Here is a 17015-nt window from a genome sequence, read left to right as displayed (position 1 = left end):
CATTAAAGATTCAGATCTAATAATCTAAGTTCAACGATTTTCTACTTACAAAAAACTAATGGTTAGAGTAACATAAAAACTTCTTCCAGGCGAATAAATTGGTCGTGCCCCGACACTTCGCACCGACCTTGAAAGGTGCTCATAATAAGCGTTGTCAAACAAATTTTGCACACCACCGGTTGTGGTAAATACATCATTCATCAACCATGATACTTTTGCATCCACAACACTAAAAGCAGGTGTTTCATTCTCTCCATACGATTTAGCAATCCGATCCTGTTTCATGGCATGCCTAAACACAATTTCCGGTTTTACTTTATCACCTGTTAAACTTCCCATTAGTCGATAATGAAACTCCAGCGGAGGAATTTCGGGCAATGGTTCGTCCAGTTCCTGATTTTGACCGTGTGTATAAACAATGCCTAAATCATGACTAATAAAAGAACTGAATTGCTGCGTCCAGCTGGCTTCAAAACCGGTCATCAAGGCTTTTTTTATATTCACAAACTGACGTACACCGGGAGAAGTATTCATGGCCGGCTGCAAATCCTCACGAATTTCGGATGAAATATAATCGCGCAAAACCGAAGTAAACACGTTTATATTAAGGTTGGTTTTTTCTGTTTGGTAGCGAAAAACCAAATCCAACTGGTTGTTAATTTCCGGATCAAGATCGGGATTTCCCAACATCTCGTAAGGATCGAGCCCAATGGGAAATTGATTAATGTAACGCTCGGCAATACCCGGACTGCGAGTGGCCATGCCCATCCACAACCCAAGCGAAATGTTTTCGTTGAACAATCTTGTTCCGCCAACACTAAGCGAAGGATGCACATGTGACGATTCCAGGCTGGAATAAATACTTTCGAAACGCGGATCTGCATTATTGGCTTTTGCCGAATTGATATCGAGGCGCCCCGAAATAACAAACTGAAACCCCGGCTGTGCAATGTGCCACTCTCCGAAAAAACCGGTTCGTTTTATTTCGGCATCCTGCCACACATTATCAGTTAGTATTTTCCCGGCCATTGGTCCCATAAGCATTGTTCGCTCGCGATAACCATCAGCTGATTCAAAACGATAATCGACACCGGCATACAAATAGCTTTTATCCAAATCAAAACGCATTTCGGTTCGGCCACCGTAATTCCGGGTTTCTGCATCTGTTATTGCGTCTACCATTCGCGGATCGAGTATTTTATCGTAATTATCCATCCGATGATCCACCATGGTTCCGTAAACACTCGTATTCCACGATGTAAGCGTTTTATCGTAAAAAACTGCCGAATGACTGGCATTTACCAGCCATGTATTGTCTTCGCGCAAATCCATTGGCAAGGCCGGAAAATCAACATTTTTAGCAACGTTGTTCGAAACCAGCACACCCAGTTTTTGCGTTTGGCTAAGTTTTACACCGAGCTTTCCGCCCCAATTCAATCGGTTAAAACGCGCTGCAATATCCACTCCTTCACCGTCGGTATAATCGTCTCCTGTGGAATAAGCACCAAACATTCGGAAGTCAACTTTTGAACCGGAAACTCCTGCTACTCCTTCAGTTCTGAAAATATTTCCATTACTCTCGTAACTCGTTCCAAAACGGCCAACAGGTGTTGCTTTTTCTTTGAATTCGGGCGATGTACTTTTAAAATTTATTGTTCCGCCAAAAGCATTTCCATAACGCAAACTGTGCGGTCCTTTTAACACTTCTGCCTCGGCAATCATATTTATTGGAATCTGGCTTGCAGCCGGATCCATTCGGTTTGGACAGGCTGCTGAAGCCGTTTGACTTCCATCCAAAACCAAGTTAATCTGGTCGTATTTAAAACCACGGAGAACCGGATCGAAACCATAAGCGCCACTTTTCCTTATTGTAGATATTGACGGAACTGACTCCAGCAAATTTCCGGCATCATGCGCAAGTTTATTCTGCACCGTAAATTCCATTTTTCGTTTGTCACCGGCAGTTGGATGCACCAATACTACTGTTGCTGGTAAATATGTCGACGATTTCTCCAATGCAACAACTCCTTTGTCGGCCAATTTTTCTACTTCGCTTGAAATGAATGCTACCTTTCCGTATTGCAAATGCGACAAAAACAACTCGGTCCCGTCTTCCAGTCGCAGAACAATATTCCCATATCTATCAGAAAACCCCCGCGTTTTATTATACCGAAAGTGTACGTCAGGAATTCCGCCTTCCGTTTTCTTGTCTATTATTTGAATTGTTTTTTCCTGCGAATAAGAAGAATGCACCAGCAACAAAAAAAGTAGTGAGTACATCAATCTAATTCCGGAATTGTATAAGATCTTTCTCATTCCAAAATGATTTATAAATGTTTGAATTAGCATTCGAGGGAAATAAATCTTAGATAAAAATTGCGGGTGGATGAAAGACCTTCCTTACGTTTAGAAACGAATATTCTGAAATAAATTTGAATTCTGTGCTTTTTTCGTTGGGATACAAATCAACTTTTACCGCTGATTTATGAACACAGAAATCAATATTTTGCTTTTCGTTTTGTTGTGGCGGCAGTTCTTTTTTCTGTTCTTCCTGATCGTGCATTTTCTTTTTCAGCTGACAGCAGCCTTTACATGTCGATCCTTCCACATCCTTTTCAATACAAAGGTTTTTGGCAATATAATCCTGGTTGATTTTAAACGATAACAAAACCAACAGTTCTGAAAACTGAAAAGAGAAGATAGAACAAATTAATATGGCAGAAATTAGGTATTTCAAAGTAGCCGGTTGATTTTTATCAAATTTAGTAAATAAAAATCAATTATTGCCAAAAGTTCAATATGCTAATTTGTTGTTATTTCTCAATTGCAATCCTGCCATCATTCTTAAAACTTATTTAGAAAAAACAGCATAAAAAGGGCATTCTAACTATTATCATTGATTGTTTCTGACGAAATCAATTATCTTTATTCCCGTTTTATAAAAATCAAATTGAATGCATAAAAATATGCCCGGTAATGACGAGCTCATTATTTTTATTGACACGCATAAATAAACAATTTTAATCGTATGAAAATTTCAGTAGTTGGCACTGGTTATGTAGGATTGGTTTCAGGAACATGTATTGCCGAAACCGGAGTTAATGTTGCTTGTGTAGACATTGATGAGAAAAAAATTGAGAAACTAAATAACGGAATAATTCCTATTTACGAGCCGGGGTTGGAAGACATTTATAAGAAGAATGTGGAAAAAGGCCGTCTGGAATTTACCACCGATCTTGGTGCCAGTATTAAAGATGCCGATGCCGTTTTTATTGCCGTTGGAACACCTCCGGATGAAGATGGAAGTGCCGACCTGAAATATGTTTTGGGAGTGGCCCGCGAGATCGGTAAAAACATGGATCATTACCTGGTTGTTGTAACAAAAAGTACGGTTCCGGTAGGTACCTCTGAAAAAGTTAAACAGGCCATGCTGGAAGAGCTCGAAAAACGCGGTGAGAATATTCCGTTTGATGTGGCTTCGAATCCCGAATTCTTGAAAGAAGGAAGTGCAGTAAACGATTTCCTGAAACCCGACCGGATTGTGATTGGTACCGAATCGAAAAGAGCGCGAAAAGTAATGAAGCGTTTATATAAACCGTTCCTGCTGAACGGGCATCCCATTTTATTTATGGATATTATTTCTTCGGAAATGACGAAATACGCTGCCAACTCGATGCTGGCAACAAAAATTAGTTTTATAAACGACATTGCCAACCTTTGCGAAATTGTTGGTGCCGATGTTGACAATGTTCGACGCGGAATTGGATCGGACCCACGTATCGGGAATAAGTTTATTTATCCCGGCACCGGTTATGGCGGATCATGTTTCCCAAAAGATGTACAGGCACTAATTCGCACGGCCGATGAGAAAAACTATTCACTAGATGTGTTAAAAGCAGTTGAAGCGGTTAATTATCGTCAAAAAGAGGTGTTGTTTAACAAACTATTCAAACGTTTTGATGGTGATCTGAAAGGCAAAAAATTCGCGATGTGGGGGCTGGCGTTTAAACCCAAAACCGACGATATGCGCGAAGCTCCGGCCTTGGTTATTATTGAGAAACTGTTGGAAGCCGGTGCTTCTGTTGTGGCTTACGACCCGGTGGCGATGAACGAAGCAGAGCGTATTCTGGGAGATAAAATATCATACGCAAAAGATGAATACGAAGCAATAATTGATGCGGATGCTTTGATTTTGGTTACCGAGTGGTCCGAATTCCGATTGCCAAATTTCCGAGTGATGGAGAAACTGTTGAAAAATAAAATTATTTTCGACGGACGAAATATTTACGATCCGGAAGAACTGGCAGAATTGGGTTTTGAATATTTTGCTATCGGTAGAAAAACAAAATAGACTATATGAAACGAATTTTGGTAACGGGAGGAGCAGGATTTGTTGGATCGCACCTTTGCGAAAGGCTGTTAAACGATGGCAACGAAGTTATTTGCCTCGACAACTATTTTACCGGCAAAAAGCAAAAGATTATTCATTTACTTGATAATCCTTACTTTGAGCTGGTACGGCACGATATTACACAGCCTTTTTACATTGAAGTGGACGAAATCTACAACCTGGCATGTCCGGCGTCACCAGTTCAGTATCAATACAATCCGATAAAAACCATCAAAACTTCGGTAATGGGCGCTGTAAATATGCTTGGTTTGGCCAAACGTATAAAGGCCAAAATCCTGCAGGCATCAACCAGTGAAGTTTATGGTGTACCCGATATTCATCCGCAAAACGAAGAATACTGGGGCCATGTTAATCCTATTGGAGTGCGCTCGTGTTACGACGAAGGGAAACGATGTGCTGAATCGCTGTTCGTTAATTACCATGTACAGAACGACGTTTTGATCAAGATCATCCGCATTTTTAATACCTATGGCCCCAAAATGGAGCCGGACGACGGACGCGTTGTTTCGAACTTTATTATGCAGGCTTTACAGGGAAAAGACATTACTATTTTTGGCGACGGGCAACAAACCCGCAGCTTTCAGTATGTAAGCGATTTAATTGAAGGCATGATCCGTATGATGAAAACCGACGACGATTTTATCGGGCCGGTAAACATTGGTAATCCGGGCGAATTTACCATGCTTGAACTGGCCAGTGAAATTATTGATATTACCGGATCAAAATCCAAAATAGTTTACTTGCCACTGCCACAAGACGATCCCACACAACGTCAGCCGGATATTACTTTGGCTAAAGAAAAACTGGATGGCTGGGAGCCTACCATTCCGCTTCGGGAAGGTTTAACAAAAACAATAGCCTACTTTGAGCGGCTGCAAAAAGAGGACGAATTATAATTTGAATATTCTTTATCACTTGATTTAAGAGAAAGCTGAGTCACACTATGCGAAGTCGAAGTGTAAGTGATTTAGTCTTCGACTTCGCTCAGACTGACACAAACAAAAGTTACTATTTGAATTAATCTACTCCCTGCAGAATTTTCAGCACTAATTCCTTCGTCAATTCTCTTCCGGCAGCCTTTTCGCGGATGGCATCAAACGAGAATTTAAAATCACAACCCTCTTTCCAGTTGCTACAACCGTAAGCCGTTTTTCCTTTTATTATTGTTCCCCCACATTTCGGGCACTTGGGAACAGAATCAACTGTTTTCTTATCAGCCGGAGATCTATCCACAAACTCTACATTACAATCCGAGGTAAGCTGCAAAATACCTTCCACCTTTTTCTCCCCCATTTTAAAGCCTTTGAGTTTAGTAGTGGCACCTTTCTTCAGCAAACGCTCAACCTGTTTGTCGGTAAGCTTTTTCTCCATAAAAACGAATGGCAGCCTGAAATCACAACCTTCTTTCCAACGATTACAGCCGTATGCATTTTTACCTTTTAGCACTTTTCCTTCCGAACATTTCGGACAAGTCATTTCTTCACTTCCGGTATCAACTGCCTTTTGCCCTTTTGCCTTTGCTCTTTTGCCTTTTTCCTTTTTTTCCGGTTCGGGAGCAGCCAGTTTTACCGAGTTGCGATCTCTCAACACTTCAACCACCAGATCGTAAACCATACGTTTCATCTCGTAAATAAATTTCGAGGCGCTGTATTCTCCCTGTTCAATGTCACGCAATCGTTTTTCCCACTGTCCGGTTAATTCTGCCGATTTTAATAGTTCATTATGAATAATATCAATCAACTGAATTCCCACTTTTGTAGGATGTATCTGCTTTTTCTGACGCTCTATATATTTACGCCGGAACAAGGTCTCGATAATAGCAGCCCTAGTTGACGGACGCCCGATTCCATTCGCTTTCATCAGGTCGCGTAACTCATCGTCATCAACATTTTTTCCGGCAGTTTCCATGGCACGCAGTAACGAAGCCTCGGTGTAATAACGCGGCGGTTTTGTTTCCTTTTCGGTAAACGACGGCTCGTGCGGCCCATGTTCTCCTTTTTCAAAAACAGGAAGAATTGTATCACCGTCACCACTCTTCGAATTCTCATCCTGAAAAACAACCCGCCAACCCGGTTGCAGAATTTGTTTTCCGGTGGCTACAAACTGAACCGTATCAACTTCGGCCTTCACCTGCGTTTTGGCCACTTTACAATCGGGGTAAAACGCAGCCAAAAAACGTCGTGCAATAGCATCGTAAACCTTTTTCTCGTTACCGCCCAGCAATTTCTCTTCACCTGTTGGAATAATTGCATGGTGATCGGTAACTTTTTTATCGTTAAAAATTTTGGTCGACTTTCGGATTTTCTTTGCCAACAATGGCTGCGCCAACTCACTATAACTTTTTAGTCCCTTTAAAATTCCTGGTATTTTTGGATACTGATCGTTAGGCAAAAAAGTGGTATCAACACGCGGATAGGTAACCACTTTCATTTCGTACAAACGTTGCACGGTTTTTAAGGTTTCATCGGCCGTTAATCCAAAACGCGTATTACAATGCACCTGTAAACTGGTCAGGTCGAAAAGTTTGGGAGCATATTCCTTCCCATCTTTCTTTTCAACTTCGGTAATGTACAAGTCCTTATATAAAACCTGATTAAGCAGTTTTTCACCGTCTTCTTTTTTGAAAAACTTTCCCTCGGTATTGCTAAAAACCGTGTCGCGATAAGTGGTTTGCAACTCCCAGTAAGGTTCGGGTTTAAAATTCTCGATTTCGTAATGGCGCGTTACCAGCATCGCCAGCGTTGGTGTTTGCACCCGTCCGATGGACAAAACCTGTTTGTAACCACCATATTTTAACGTGTACAAACGTGTGGCATTCATTCCCAGCAGCCAGTCGCCAATAGCGCGTGAGCTACCAGCATAATACAGGTGATCAAATTTTTCTGCCGGTTCCAGTTTCTGAAAGCCATTTTTTATAGCTTCGTTAGTCAGCGACGAGATCCACAAACGCTTTACTTCTCCTTTGTAACCTGCCTCTTTCATCACCCAGCGCTGAATAAGTTCACCTTCCTGTCCGGCATCACCGCAGTTAATTACCTGTTCGGCTTTATCCAATAAGCTTTTAATGGTATTAAATTGTTTGGTTACCCCGCCATCGCCTGTCATCACCTTGGTCTCAAAACGTTTGGGCAACATGGGCAGTGTTTGCAGATCCCAGCGTTTCCATTTCGCATCGTAATCCTCGGGCGGCCACAACGTACAAAAATGGCCAAAAGTCCAGGTTACCTGGTAACCGTTTCCTTCGAAATAACCGTCTCTTCGCGAACCTGCCCCAATAACCTGAGCAATTTCTTTGGCAACACTTGGTTTCTCTGCTATACAAACAATCATAAGTGCTGCAAATATACAAGTATTGAATTGCGAAGAAAAAGGGAGTTATTAACAAGCTTTTAAGAAAGATTGATTTTTAGATTGAAGAAGATTGAGCACTGAGACGGTGAGAACTGCGACTGAAAACTGAGACTGACAAACTACAACTGAGACTTTTCCTCTCTTCGGTAGAAAGAATTGTTAAATTGTAAAACTGATAAATTGAAACCCTTTGTTATCGACTTTTTCCTCCTCTCTGTGAAACTCCGTGTCTCCTCGGTGCAACTCTGTGGTAAAAATTAATTGTTGAATGGTTAAATTGATAAATTGCAAAACCTAAGATCACTCGCTCCATAACTTGTGGTCAATAAACGCTTCATCGCAACAGATCTCTCGCTTTGCTTCGAGATGACAGAGCGCCGAAAGTTCTTCCTTTTTACTTTTGCCTTTTTACTTTTGCCTTGAAACATTACCAAACCAAATCGCATGCATCAGCCGGCATCCAGTGTTTTTCTTTGCCATCCCATTTTACGTTGCAGCCAATCGGGTTGGTTACCGGAACAGAAATCTCTTTTCCACTGGTCAACTCTTCAAGTGCATTTGCCAGATCGTTCACCTTTATTTTTGATGGATCACGCGGACTATCAACACCCCTACCGGTATAAACGAGTTTGCGGTCTTCGTCAAACACATAAAAATGAGGTGTCCGCAGCGCTCCATATGCCAGCGCAATTTCCTGCGACTCGTCGTGCAAATATGTCCACGGAAATTGGTGTTCTTTCATGCGCTCCACCATGTGGTCGAAATCATCCTCTTCGTAAGTATTTTTACTATTCGAGTTAATTCCAACAAATTCTACTCCCTGCGGCTTAAACCGTTCAGCCGTTTTTCGGGTAACTTCATCGCTGTTAATCACATAAGGACAATGATTACAGGTGAAAAACACCACCAGATATTTCGAGTCCTTAAAACTGTCAAGCGTGTATATTTTCCCATCAGTTGCCGAAAGATCAAAGTAGACCGCTTTTTTTCCTATTTCGAGTGTAAATGCCATAATATTATCTTCTTTTACTACTAAAAGTATCTTGAATGAAAATTGTTTAATAGATAGTACAAAACTTTGGTTATTCCGTACCGAAGCTTCGTACCATTAAAAATTGAAAAACCTTACGTTTTTTACCGCAACAAATTATCTTTGAAAAATCATCTTGAAACATTTACAATTAGGGCACGAATGAGCAGCGAACAAGACATCCAACGAATTGAAGATTTGCAGGCCGAACTGGCCGAACACAACTATAAATATTACGTATTGGCGCAACCATCTATCAGTGATTTTGATTTCGACATGAAATTAAAAGAGCTGGAACGCCTTGAGAAACAATACAATATTAACGACCCTAACTCGCCAACACAGCGCGTAGGAAGCGATTTAAGTTCAGACTTTAAGCAGGTAACTCATCAGTACAATATGTTGTCGCTATCAAATGCATACTCGCAAGAGGAGCTAAAAGATTTCGACAACCGCATTCAGAAAATTATTGGTACCGATGATTTTGAATACGCTTGTGAGTTAAAATTCGATGGCTCGTCGATTAGCCTAAGCTATGAAAATGGCGAACTGGTGCGTGCCGTAACTCGTGGCGACGGAGTGAAAGGTGATGATGTAACTGCAAATGTGCGTACCATCCAATCGGTACCCTTAAAATTACGCGGAAACGATTATCCGGATAGTTTTGAAATTCGCGGCGAGATTTTGATGCCTTTTGAAGTATTCAACAACCTAAATGCTGAACTGGAAAAAGCTGGCGAACCGCTATTGGCAAATCCTCGAAACACAGCGGCAGGAACACTAAAAATGAAAAACTCATCGATTGTTGCCTCGCGAAAACTGGATGCCTATTTGTATTACGTACTTGGCGAAAATTTACCGGAAGACGGGCATTACGAAAGTCTGCAAAAAGCACGCGAATGGGGATTTAAAATTTCGGAGCACACGCAATTGTGTAAAAATATTGATGACGTATTTGCTTTTATCGAGAGATGGGACACCGAACGATTTTCACTGCCGGTTGCCACCGACGGAATTGTGATTAAAGTAAATTCGCGGAGATTACAAAAGAACCTCGGTTTTACCGCCAAATCGCCACGCTGGGCTATTGCCTACAAGTTTAAAGCCGAGAGTGTTTCTACTCTGCTAAAATCGGTTTCGTACCAGGTAGGGCGAACAGGAGCTGTAACGCCGGTGGCTAATTTAGAACCGGTTTTAATTGCCGGAACCATTGTAAAACGCGCATCGCTGCACAATGCTGATATTATCAATAATCTGGATCTGCATATTGATGACACTGTTTTTGTGGAAAAAGGAGGCGAGATTATTCCGAAAATCACGGGAGTTGATCCTGCCAAACGACATCCGATGTTTCAGCCGGTGCAGTTTATTGAAACATGCCCCGAGTGCGGAACCAAACTAATTAGAAAAGAAGGTGAAGCTGCCCATTATTGTCCGAATGAAGATGCCTGTCCGCCACAAATTAAAGGCAAGATGGAGCATTTTGTGAGCCGAAAGGCAATGGACATTGATGGCATTGGGCAGGAAACTGTTGACTTGCTTTACAACGAAGGTTTGGCAAAAAACATTACCCAGCTCTACCAATTGCAAAAAAAGCAACTGTTAAACCTTGAGCGAATGGCAGATAAATCGGCACAACGAATTCTCGATGGTTTGGAAGCTTCAAAAGAAGTTCCGTTCGAGCGGGTACTTTTTGCGCTGGGAATTCGTTTTGTTGGAGAAACAGTAGCCAAAACGCTGGTAAAAAAGCTGCATACAATTGAAAATATTCAGCAGCAAACCAAAGAACAGTTGGTAGAAATTGATGAAATTGGCGACCGCATTGCGGAAAGTGTTGTGGATTGGTTTTCGAACGAAGAACATTTACAATTTATCGAAAACCTGAAAGCATACGGACTTCGGTTTTCCATCAGCGAAGACCAGCTGGAGGGACAAACCAACAAACTGGAAGGTTTGAGCATTGTTATTTCGGGAACTTTCGAGCAAAATTCGCGCGATGAGCTTAAAAAACTGATTGAGCAAAACGGAGGGAAAAACGTGGGTTCCATTTCGAAAAAAACAAGTTATATGCTTGCCGGAAGTAATGTTGGTCCCAGCAAGCTTCAAAAAGTTGAGAAGTTGGGTATTCCAATGATCAGTGAGAAAGATTTCTTAAAAATGATCGAATAGTTTATCGGGAATAATGACGAAAAAAATTACAGTTGAAGCTAAATACGACGCTTTTAATATGACAAAAACAATTCTTCTTTTATCAATAGCACTCCTCTTATCAGTTGCGACCAATGCTCAGAAAATTATCGAGTGGTCGGCCGATTATCAACTTCAGAAAAGCGATTTTCAGGCAGAAGCCCCAAATAGCGGGCAAATGCAAACGGCATCAGGAAGTTTTTCTGTAGAGTACGAAACAGGTGGATTAAACCTGGTTTTCAACCGTAACCTGAACGAAAATGTTTCGTGCTTTTTTCAAAAAAATGCCTCGTATATTGACGATGGGACAGCAGAATCCACAGCACGTTTATTGCGCTATCAGCAGCTGATTTTTAATTTGTATGAAATTCAAGCCCGTAATCTCCGCAAAAAGTTTTTTGAAGAACGCAAAACGATGCTAACAAAAGGTCCTTCTGAACTGCACCAGGAAGCCTATACAGAACATGCCAAACTACTTTCACGAGTAGAACGTGATACCTTTAACGGTACGCTCGATTCGGAAATTGATAAGTGGATGAAGTGGTCGCTTGAGGAACTGGAAAACCTTGGTGACTTTTGTAAAACGTGTAATCCCAAAAAGAAGAAAAGAAAATAAGGAATTGCAACATGGGAATTAAAGAAAAATATGCCTCTCGGAAACTCCAACAGTTGATAGCAAAGCAACAGCGCACACCAATAATTCCAAAACTTTCATTGCATTCGAAAGTAGGTGTTATCTGGCAACCTTCAGAAAAACCGGCGGTAAAATACTTACGCAATTATTTTAACCAGCACGGGGCTATTTTTCGCGATTACTGCATTTTCGACAGCGATTCTAATCCGGCAACCGAAGCCAATTCGTTAACCATAAACGACCTCAACTGGTGGGGAATTCCGAAGCCTGAAAAAGTTAGCGACTTTATTGAAATGAAGCTGGATCTGTTACTCTGTCTGGCTTCCGAGAAAAATTACGCAGTTGATTACATTACGGCTTTATCGCATGCCAAATTTAAAATAGGTAGTTCTGAAACCGATAATTCATACTTCGATTTGAATATTAAGATTGGCCAAAATAAGGATACAATGTTTCTGGCTCAGCAACAAATTTTCTATCTTGCGCAACTTAACAATACTACAGATTCATGAGTCGATATTTCAAAGGCGCGGGAGTAGCGCTAATTACTCCATTTACAAAAAACGATCAGGTTGATTACAAGGCACTTGAAACCATAATCGATAACCAGGTAAAAGGTGGCATGGACTATTTGGTGGCTTTGGGTACCACTGCCGAAACTGCCACATTGAGCAACGATGAAAAAGCACATGTGGTTGAATTGGTGAAAGAAAAAGCCAATGGCTTGCCGGTTGTTGTTGGAATGGGTGGTAACGACACCCGCACCATGTGCAACCAGATCGACAAGTTTAACTTTGAAGGTATCGACGGAATTCTGGTAGTTACTCCATACTACAACAAACCTTCGCAGGAAGGCATGTACCACCACTACCTGGAAGTTGCCAAAGCCAGTCCCGTACCAATTATTCTTTACAATGTGCCATCGCGAACAGGTGTAAACCTTGATGCAACAACTGTTGGACGTTTGGCTGAAGCATCGGATAAAATTGTAGCTGTTAAAGAGGCTTCAGGAGAGCATTCTCAAATGACAAAAATTGGGAAATATACTTCCGATGATTTTACCGTAATTTCAGGTGACGACTTGTTAGCCATTACCATTGCTGCCATTGGCGGGCAAGGAGTAATCTCCGTTGCAGCAAACGCTTATCCCGATAAAATTAGCAAAATGATTCACCTGGCACTAGACAATGACTTTGACGGAGCACGAAAAATACATTTCGAACTAATTGAGATGTTCCAGCTTATGTTTCGCGAAGGCAATCCGGGTGGAATTAAAGCGCTAATGAACATTCAAGGCACCATCGAAAACTTATTGCGATTGCCTTTATACAAAATCAGCGACGGACTGTACAATGAAATAAAAGAGCGCCACAAACTATTGTATAATTAACGCTTTTTAGACTCATATTTTTTGACTCTCCTTTTTATTAGTGGTACTTTTGTATAGCACATTGAAAAGAAAGCTATGCGATCAGTTTTAATCCTAATTCTACTGTTTTTTGGCATGCAGGCATTTGCCCAGCAGGGGCTTCAAATGGATTTTGGTGAAGTTGATTCAAGCGAAGTGCTGCTGCAGCGCCAGGTGGAGTATTACAATTTCATTAACGGAGGCTTGAATGTAAATCCTCTACAGCCGGAATTACAACTACCCGAATTTAATTTGGAACATGTTTATCACAGTCGTTATACCCTGTCAATAAATATGTTTCCCCAATTTAATTCTACCAGTTTCTCCTTGCGTAGCACTGATTTTATTTCTCCTTTTTTCTACAATGCTGAAATGTTGAGTTCTGCGGCCTATCAACTAGGTGATAAGTTTATGATTGGAGGTTTTAGCTACGGAGCAAATTCCGTTTTGTCGGCGCCTCTGCCCAATCAGAATTCCAGCTATTTTGATGCCTATGGTTCTACCATGTTTATGCAGTACAAGGTTTCAAAGAAATTCAAAATTGAAACAAGCATCAGCATTCAGCAAAACAGGCAGGGACCTCCGGGATTTTAATCTTGTTTCCTCCACACAAAATCTTACCTTTAACACTGAACTTTAATCGCAAAAATCGCTTTCATGCTTACTGTTTATAAAGCTTCTGCCGGATCAGGTAAAACATTTCAACTGGTTGTTGAGTACCTCCGAATTATTCTGAATAATCCCTACAATTATAGACACATTCTGGCAGTAACTTTTACTAACAAGGCCACCAACGAAATGAAAAGCAGGATTCTGGAACAACTGCATTTGCTGGCCATCGAAAAAGATTCGCCCTACATAAAACCTCTACAAAAAGACAATAACTACACCGAGCAATTCATTAGGCAACGTGCCAAAGAAGTACTCAGAAATATTCTGCACGATTACAACCGTTTTTCCATTAATACCATCGATTCATTCACACAGAAAGTGATAAAATCCTTTAACCGCGAACTGGGAATTTCGCCTAATTTTACGGTTGAACTCGACAACGACATGCTGCTACAAGAGGCTGCCGACCGCCTGCTGGCACGAATCAACGATGATAAAGACTTGTTAAAATGGTTGCGCGATTTCAGTAAAGAAAAGATTGAAGCCAACCGCAGTCAACGCATCGACGACGATATAAAAAACCTTGGGAAGGAACTTTTTAAAGAATCGTTTCAGGTATTTTTTCCGGATGAAGGCGAGTCGGTTTACAACCGCCAAAACCTCAATAAATTTGGAAAAGAACTGCGCCAGATTATTCGTCAATTTGAAAAAGGTTTAAAAGATAAAGCACTGGCACTTTTTAAGGAGATCATCAATTATGGTTTTTCGGTTGATGACTTTTCGTATAAAAAATCGGGCGTTGCCGGTTATATTCAGTCTGTTGCAAATGGCGAAATAAAAGAGCCCGGATCACGCGTACTAACAGCGTGCGAAGACGCGGAAAAATGGTATTCGGCTAAACACAAACAAGCTGCTGATATTCATAACCTGGTAGACAGTAAATTACAACCCGGATTAATTGAATTGTTAGCATTTTACGTTACTAACTCAAAACGATACAACACCGCACAAGCGGCGCTCCGACAGTTGCGAATGCTGGGGATTCTTAGCGACCTAAAAGAAGAAATACAAAAAATACAACAGGAGAAAGGAGCTTTGCAACTTTCCGACTCCAACCTGTTGCTGAGTAAAATTATTGGGCAAAGTGACTCGCCTTTTGTTTACGAAAAAATTGGCACCCACTACAAACATTTTATGCTCGATGAGTTTCAGGACACCTCGGGATTGCAATGGCAAAACTTTAGACCGCTGCTTGAGAATTCACTGGCCGAAGGAAATGCCAACCTGATTGTTGGCGACGTAAAACAATCGATCTACCGCTGGCGAAACAGTGACTGGAGTATTTTAGCTGAGCAACTTGACGCTCAGTTTTCGCCCGAACAAAAACAAGACTTTACGCTTGAAAAAAACTGGCGAAGCGATAAAAACATCATCGCTTTTAACAATGCCATTTTTGGCGAGCTAAAAACAGCTTTTGAAGACTATCTGATCGGTTCACTTGAAAACAGGGAAGCTTACATTAAAAAATTCGATCATATTTATTCGTCGTATCAACAGGAAGCCGGCAAAAACGAAGGAGAAGCAACAGGTTTTACACAAGTTAATTTTTTACCTGAAGATGAGTTTGAAGAAAACGTCACTGAGCATTTGGTTGAGCAGATAAAATTTTTGCAGGATCAGGGAATTAAAGCAAAAGATATTGCCATTTTAATTCGTAAAAATAAAGAGGGCGGCCCTATTATTGAAGCCTTTTTAGCAGCTGCAAAACTCGAAGAGAATAAGAAATATAATCTTTCGGTTCTATCAAACGAATCATTATTTCTATATGCATCAAAAGCAGTTTTGTTTGTGATAAACACCATCGAACTGCTGATCGATCCTGAGAACAAGATTACTCAGGCTACCTTGTTGCACCTTTGGCAAAGCTGGCTAAAACCCGGTTTAAAAAATATGGGGATTCCTGTTCAATCAAATAACGGACAGAGTCTGCTTGATTTTAACGATTATTCCGACTGGCATCTTCAACCCGGTTTTGAAGAAGAATTTGAAGCTGAGTTAGCAGAGAAACTGAAACAGGTAAAACATAAAGTTTTGCTGACCTCGCTGGATGAAACCATCACACATATTTGTTCGCTTTTTGGTCTATTCAATTTTGAATCTGAATTGCCATTCCTGCAAACCTTTATTGACAAAGCAGGCGAGTTAAAAATATCGTTATCAAACGACCTGTCGAACCTGTTGTATTGGTGGAATGATAAAGGCAGCAACACTTCAGTAAATGTAAACGAAGAAGTGAGTTCAATTCGCCTAATGACTGTGCACAAGTCAAAAGGGTTGGAATTTAAAGCGGTACTGCTCCCCTACCTCGACTGGAAAACAAGCTGGAGCGGGACAACGGCGCCGCTGCTTTGGTGCAAACCACTTTCAGAACCGTTCAACAAATTTCCATTACTTCCAATTCAAGCCGGGAAACACATGGAAACATCCGAATTTGCCCCCATGTATTTCGAGGAAAAAATGAATTATTACATCGACACACTGAATTTGGTTTATGTAGCTTTTACACGTGCTGCATCGGTGCTGATTGCCAATTGCCCCATGCCAAAAGAGAGCAGGAATAATTCGGGCTCGGGCAAACCAATTCATTATTTGTTGCATAAAGCGCTGGCTAACCAAAGCAAACAGGACGAATTTGCCGATTGTTTTAATGAGGATCAAAATCGTTTTGAATTTGGAAAAATTAACCTGCAAAATAGTGAGGACGATGAACAGAAAGCAATTTTAATTGAGCAATATAACTTTAATGATATCTCGGATAGGGTAAGTTTACGACTAAATGGTGACGATTTTCTGATTAAAAATGAGCAACAACACTCTGTTAAAAACACCGGAAAAATAATTCACGATATATTATCAAAAATTGTTTTGGCCGATGATGCCCACGATGCTTGTTTGCAAGCACTTCAAGATGGCAAAGTATCGAAAGAAGAGTTTCAGGAAATTCAGGAAAGCCTACAAAATAACCTTAGGCTATCTGCTGTTAAAAAGTGGTTTGATGGCAGTTACAAAGTGTTAAATGAACGCGATCTTCTGACTTCTGAAAAACTTCTGCGCCCCGACCGAATAATGTTCTCGGGCAACGAAGCCGTTGTTGTTGATTACAAAACCGGTGAGCGACAAGACAAATACGTGTACCAGGTGAAAGAATATGCCAAAGTATTGCAAAGCACCGGCTTTTCGAAGGTGAGTGGCTATTTATGGTATTTACACTCCGGTGAGTTAGAAAAAGTATGTGACCTAAAATAAATTCTGTAATCTTATTACCTCACGAACAATAAATTATATTTTGGTGTTTATATCTTCAAACATCCAACAAAACGAT

General features: G+C 40.9%; 12 protein-coding genes. 8 read left to right on the top strand and 4 right to left on the bottom strand.

Going from position 1 to position 17015, the window contains the following annotated elements; translation table 11 throughout:
- Nucleotides 1-45: 45 nt before the first annotated feature.
- Together G0Q07_RS09740 and G0Q07_RS09735 are read right to left on the bottom strand one after the other, a co-directional pair.
- Entirely contained in the window at nucleotides 46-2316 is a 2271-nt protein-coding gene (locus G0Q07_RS09740) for a TonB-dependent receptor domain-containing protein (RefSeq protein ID WP_163345917.1), read from the bottom strand.
- Nucleotides 2317-2365: 49 nt separating this feature from the next.
- The gene (locus tag G0Q07_RS09735) at nucleotides 2366-2737 is read right to left on the bottom strand and encodes a hypothetical protein (RefSeq protein ID WP_163345916.1); all 372 of its coding nucleotides are present in this window, start codon (nucleotides 2735-2737) and stop codon (nucleotides 2366-2368) included.
- Between the two features lie 291 nt (nucleotides 2738-3028).
- On the opposite strand from G0Q07_RS09735, the gene G0Q07_RS09730 reads away from it, so the two are divergent.
- A complete protein-coding gene (locus tag G0Q07_RS09730; protein ID WP_163345915.1) occupies nucleotides 3029-4351 on the top strand; it encodes a UDP-glucose dehydrogenase family protein in 1323 nt (440 codons plus the stop codon).
- Between the two features lie 5 nt (nucleotides 4352-4356).
- Nucleotides 4357-5307, top strand: a complete 951-nt coding sequence (locus G0Q07_RS09725; protein ID WP_163345914.1) for a UDP-glucuronic acid decarboxylase family protein — start codon at nucleotides 4357-4359, stop codon at nucleotides 5305-5307.
- A gap of 121 nt (nucleotides 5308-5428) precedes the next feature.
- Here the strand turns inward: G0Q07_RS09725 and G0Q07_RS09720 are convergent, their stop codons facing one another.
- Nucleotides 5429-7741, bottom strand: coding sequence for a type IA DNA topoisomerase (locus tag G0Q07_RS09720; protein WP_163345913.1), 2313 nt, complete (start codon nucleotides 7739-7741; stop codon nucleotides 5429-5431).
- Nucleotides 7742-8189: 448 nt separating this feature from the next.
- Nucleotides 8190-8774: a thioredoxin family protein gene (locus G0Q07_RS09715; RefSeq protein WP_163345912.1), complete on the bottom strand. Its 585-nt coding sequence runs from the start codon at nucleotides 8772-8774 to the stop codon at nucleotides 8190-8192.
- Nucleotides 8775-8954: 180 nt separating this feature from the next.
- Here G0Q07_RS09715 and ligA point away from each other — a divergent pair, with 180 nt between their 5' ends.
- From ligA to G0Q07_RS09685, 6 genes are all read left to right on the top strand, one after another.
- The gene (gene ligA / locus G0Q07_RS09710; RefSeq protein ID WP_163345911.1) at nucleotides 8955-10961 is read left to right on the top strand and encodes an NAD-dependent DNA ligase LigA; all 2007 of its coding nucleotides are present in this window, start codon (nucleotides 8955-8957) and stop codon (nucleotides 10959-10961) included.
- 13 nt (nucleotides 10962-10974) lie between these two features.
- Nucleotides 10975-11595: a hypothetical protein gene (locus G0Q07_RS09705; RefSeq protein ID WP_163345910.1), complete on the top strand. Its 621-nt coding sequence runs from the start codon at nucleotides 10975-10977 to the stop codon at nucleotides 11593-11595.
- A gap of 11 nt (nucleotides 11596-11606) precedes the next feature.
- A complete protein-coding gene (locus G0Q07_RS09700; RefSeq protein WP_394366534.1) occupies nucleotides 11607-12125 on the top strand; it encodes a DUF6913 domain-containing protein in 519 nt (172 codons plus the stop codon).
- Nucleotides 12122-13003 carry a 4-hydroxy-tetrahydrodipicolinate synthase gene (gene dapA, locus G0Q07_RS09695; protein ID WP_163345908.1) on the top strand — a complete coding sequence of 294 codons (882 nt, stop codon included), beginning with the start codon at nucleotides 12122-12124 and terminating at the stop codon, nucleotides 13001-13003. Before G0Q07_RS09700 ends, dapA begins: the two co-directional genes overlap by 4 nt.
- A gap of 75 nt (nucleotides 13004-13078) precedes the next feature.
- Nucleotides 13079-13615 (top strand): hypothetical protein, encoded by a 537-nt coding sequence (locus G0Q07_RS09690; RefSeq protein ID WP_163345907.1) that lies wholly within the window; start codon nucleotides 13079-13081, stop codon nucleotides 13613-13615.
- A gap of 63 nt (nucleotides 13616-13678) precedes the next feature.
- Nucleotides 13679-16939, top strand: coding sequence for a UvrD-helicase domain-containing protein (locus tag G0Q07_RS09685; protein WP_163345906.1), 3261 nt, complete (start codon nucleotides 13679-13681; stop codon nucleotides 16937-16939).
- The last annotated feature ends 76 nt before the right edge of the window (nucleotides 16940-17015 follow it).

The organism is Draconibacterium halophilum (genome assembly GCF_010448835.1).
Lineage (GTDB): Bacteria > Bacteroidota > Bacteroidia > Bacteroidales > Prolixibacteraceae > Draconibacterium > Draconibacterium halophilum.
The sequence above is the reverse complement of the archived record's forward strand: the minus strand, read 5'-3'. Positions and strand labels throughout refer to the sequence as shown.

What these genes read in the sequence shown, in the direction of transcription:
- G0Q07_RS09685 (WP_163345906.1), top strand. Translation starts at nt 13,679, where the DNA reads ATGCTTACTGTTTATAAAGCTTCTGCCGGATCAGGTAAAACATTTCAA.
- ligA (WP_163345911.1), top strand. Translation starts at nt 8,955, where the DNA reads ATGAGCAGCGAACAAGACATCCAACGAATTGAAGATTTGCAGGCCGAA.
- G0Q07_RS09700 (WP_394366534.1), top strand. Translation starts at nt 11,607, where the DNA reads ATGGGAATTAAAGAAAAATATGCCTCTCGGAAACTCCAACAGTTGATA.
- dapA (WP_163345908.1), top strand. Translation starts at nt 12,122, where the DNA reads ATGAGTCGATATTTCAAAGGCGCGGGAGTAGCGCTAATTACTCCATTT.
- G0Q07_RS09740 (WP_163345917.1), bottom strand. Translation starts at nt 2,316, where the DNA reads ATGAGAAAGATCTTATACAATTCCGGAATTAGATTGATGTACTCACTA.
- G0Q07_RS09705 (WP_163345910.1), top strand. Translation starts at nt 10,975, where the DNA reads ATGACGAAAAAAATTACAGTTGAAGCTAAATACGACGCTTTTAATATG.
- G0Q07_RS09720 (WP_163345913.1), bottom strand. Translation starts at nt 7,741, where the DNA reads ATGATTGTTTGTATAGCAGAGAAACCAAGTGTTGCCAAAGAAATTGCT.
- G0Q07_RS09730 (WP_163345915.1), top strand. Translation starts at nt 3,029, where the DNA reads ATGAAAATTTCAGTAGTTGGCACTGGTTATGTAGGATTGGTTTCAGGA.
- G0Q07_RS09715 (WP_163345912.1), bottom strand. Translation starts at nt 8,774, where the DNA reads ATGGCATTTACACTCGAAATAGGAAAAAAAGCGGTCTACTTTGATCTT.
- G0Q07_RS09725 (WP_163345914.1), top strand. Translation starts at nt 4,357, where the DNA reads ATGAAACGAATTTTGGTAACGGGAGGAGCAGGATTTGTTGGATCGCAC.
- G0Q07_RS09690 (WP_163345907.1), top strand. Translation starts at nt 13,079, where the DNA reads ATGCGATCAGTTTTAATCCTAATTCTACTGTTTTTTGGCATGCAGGCA.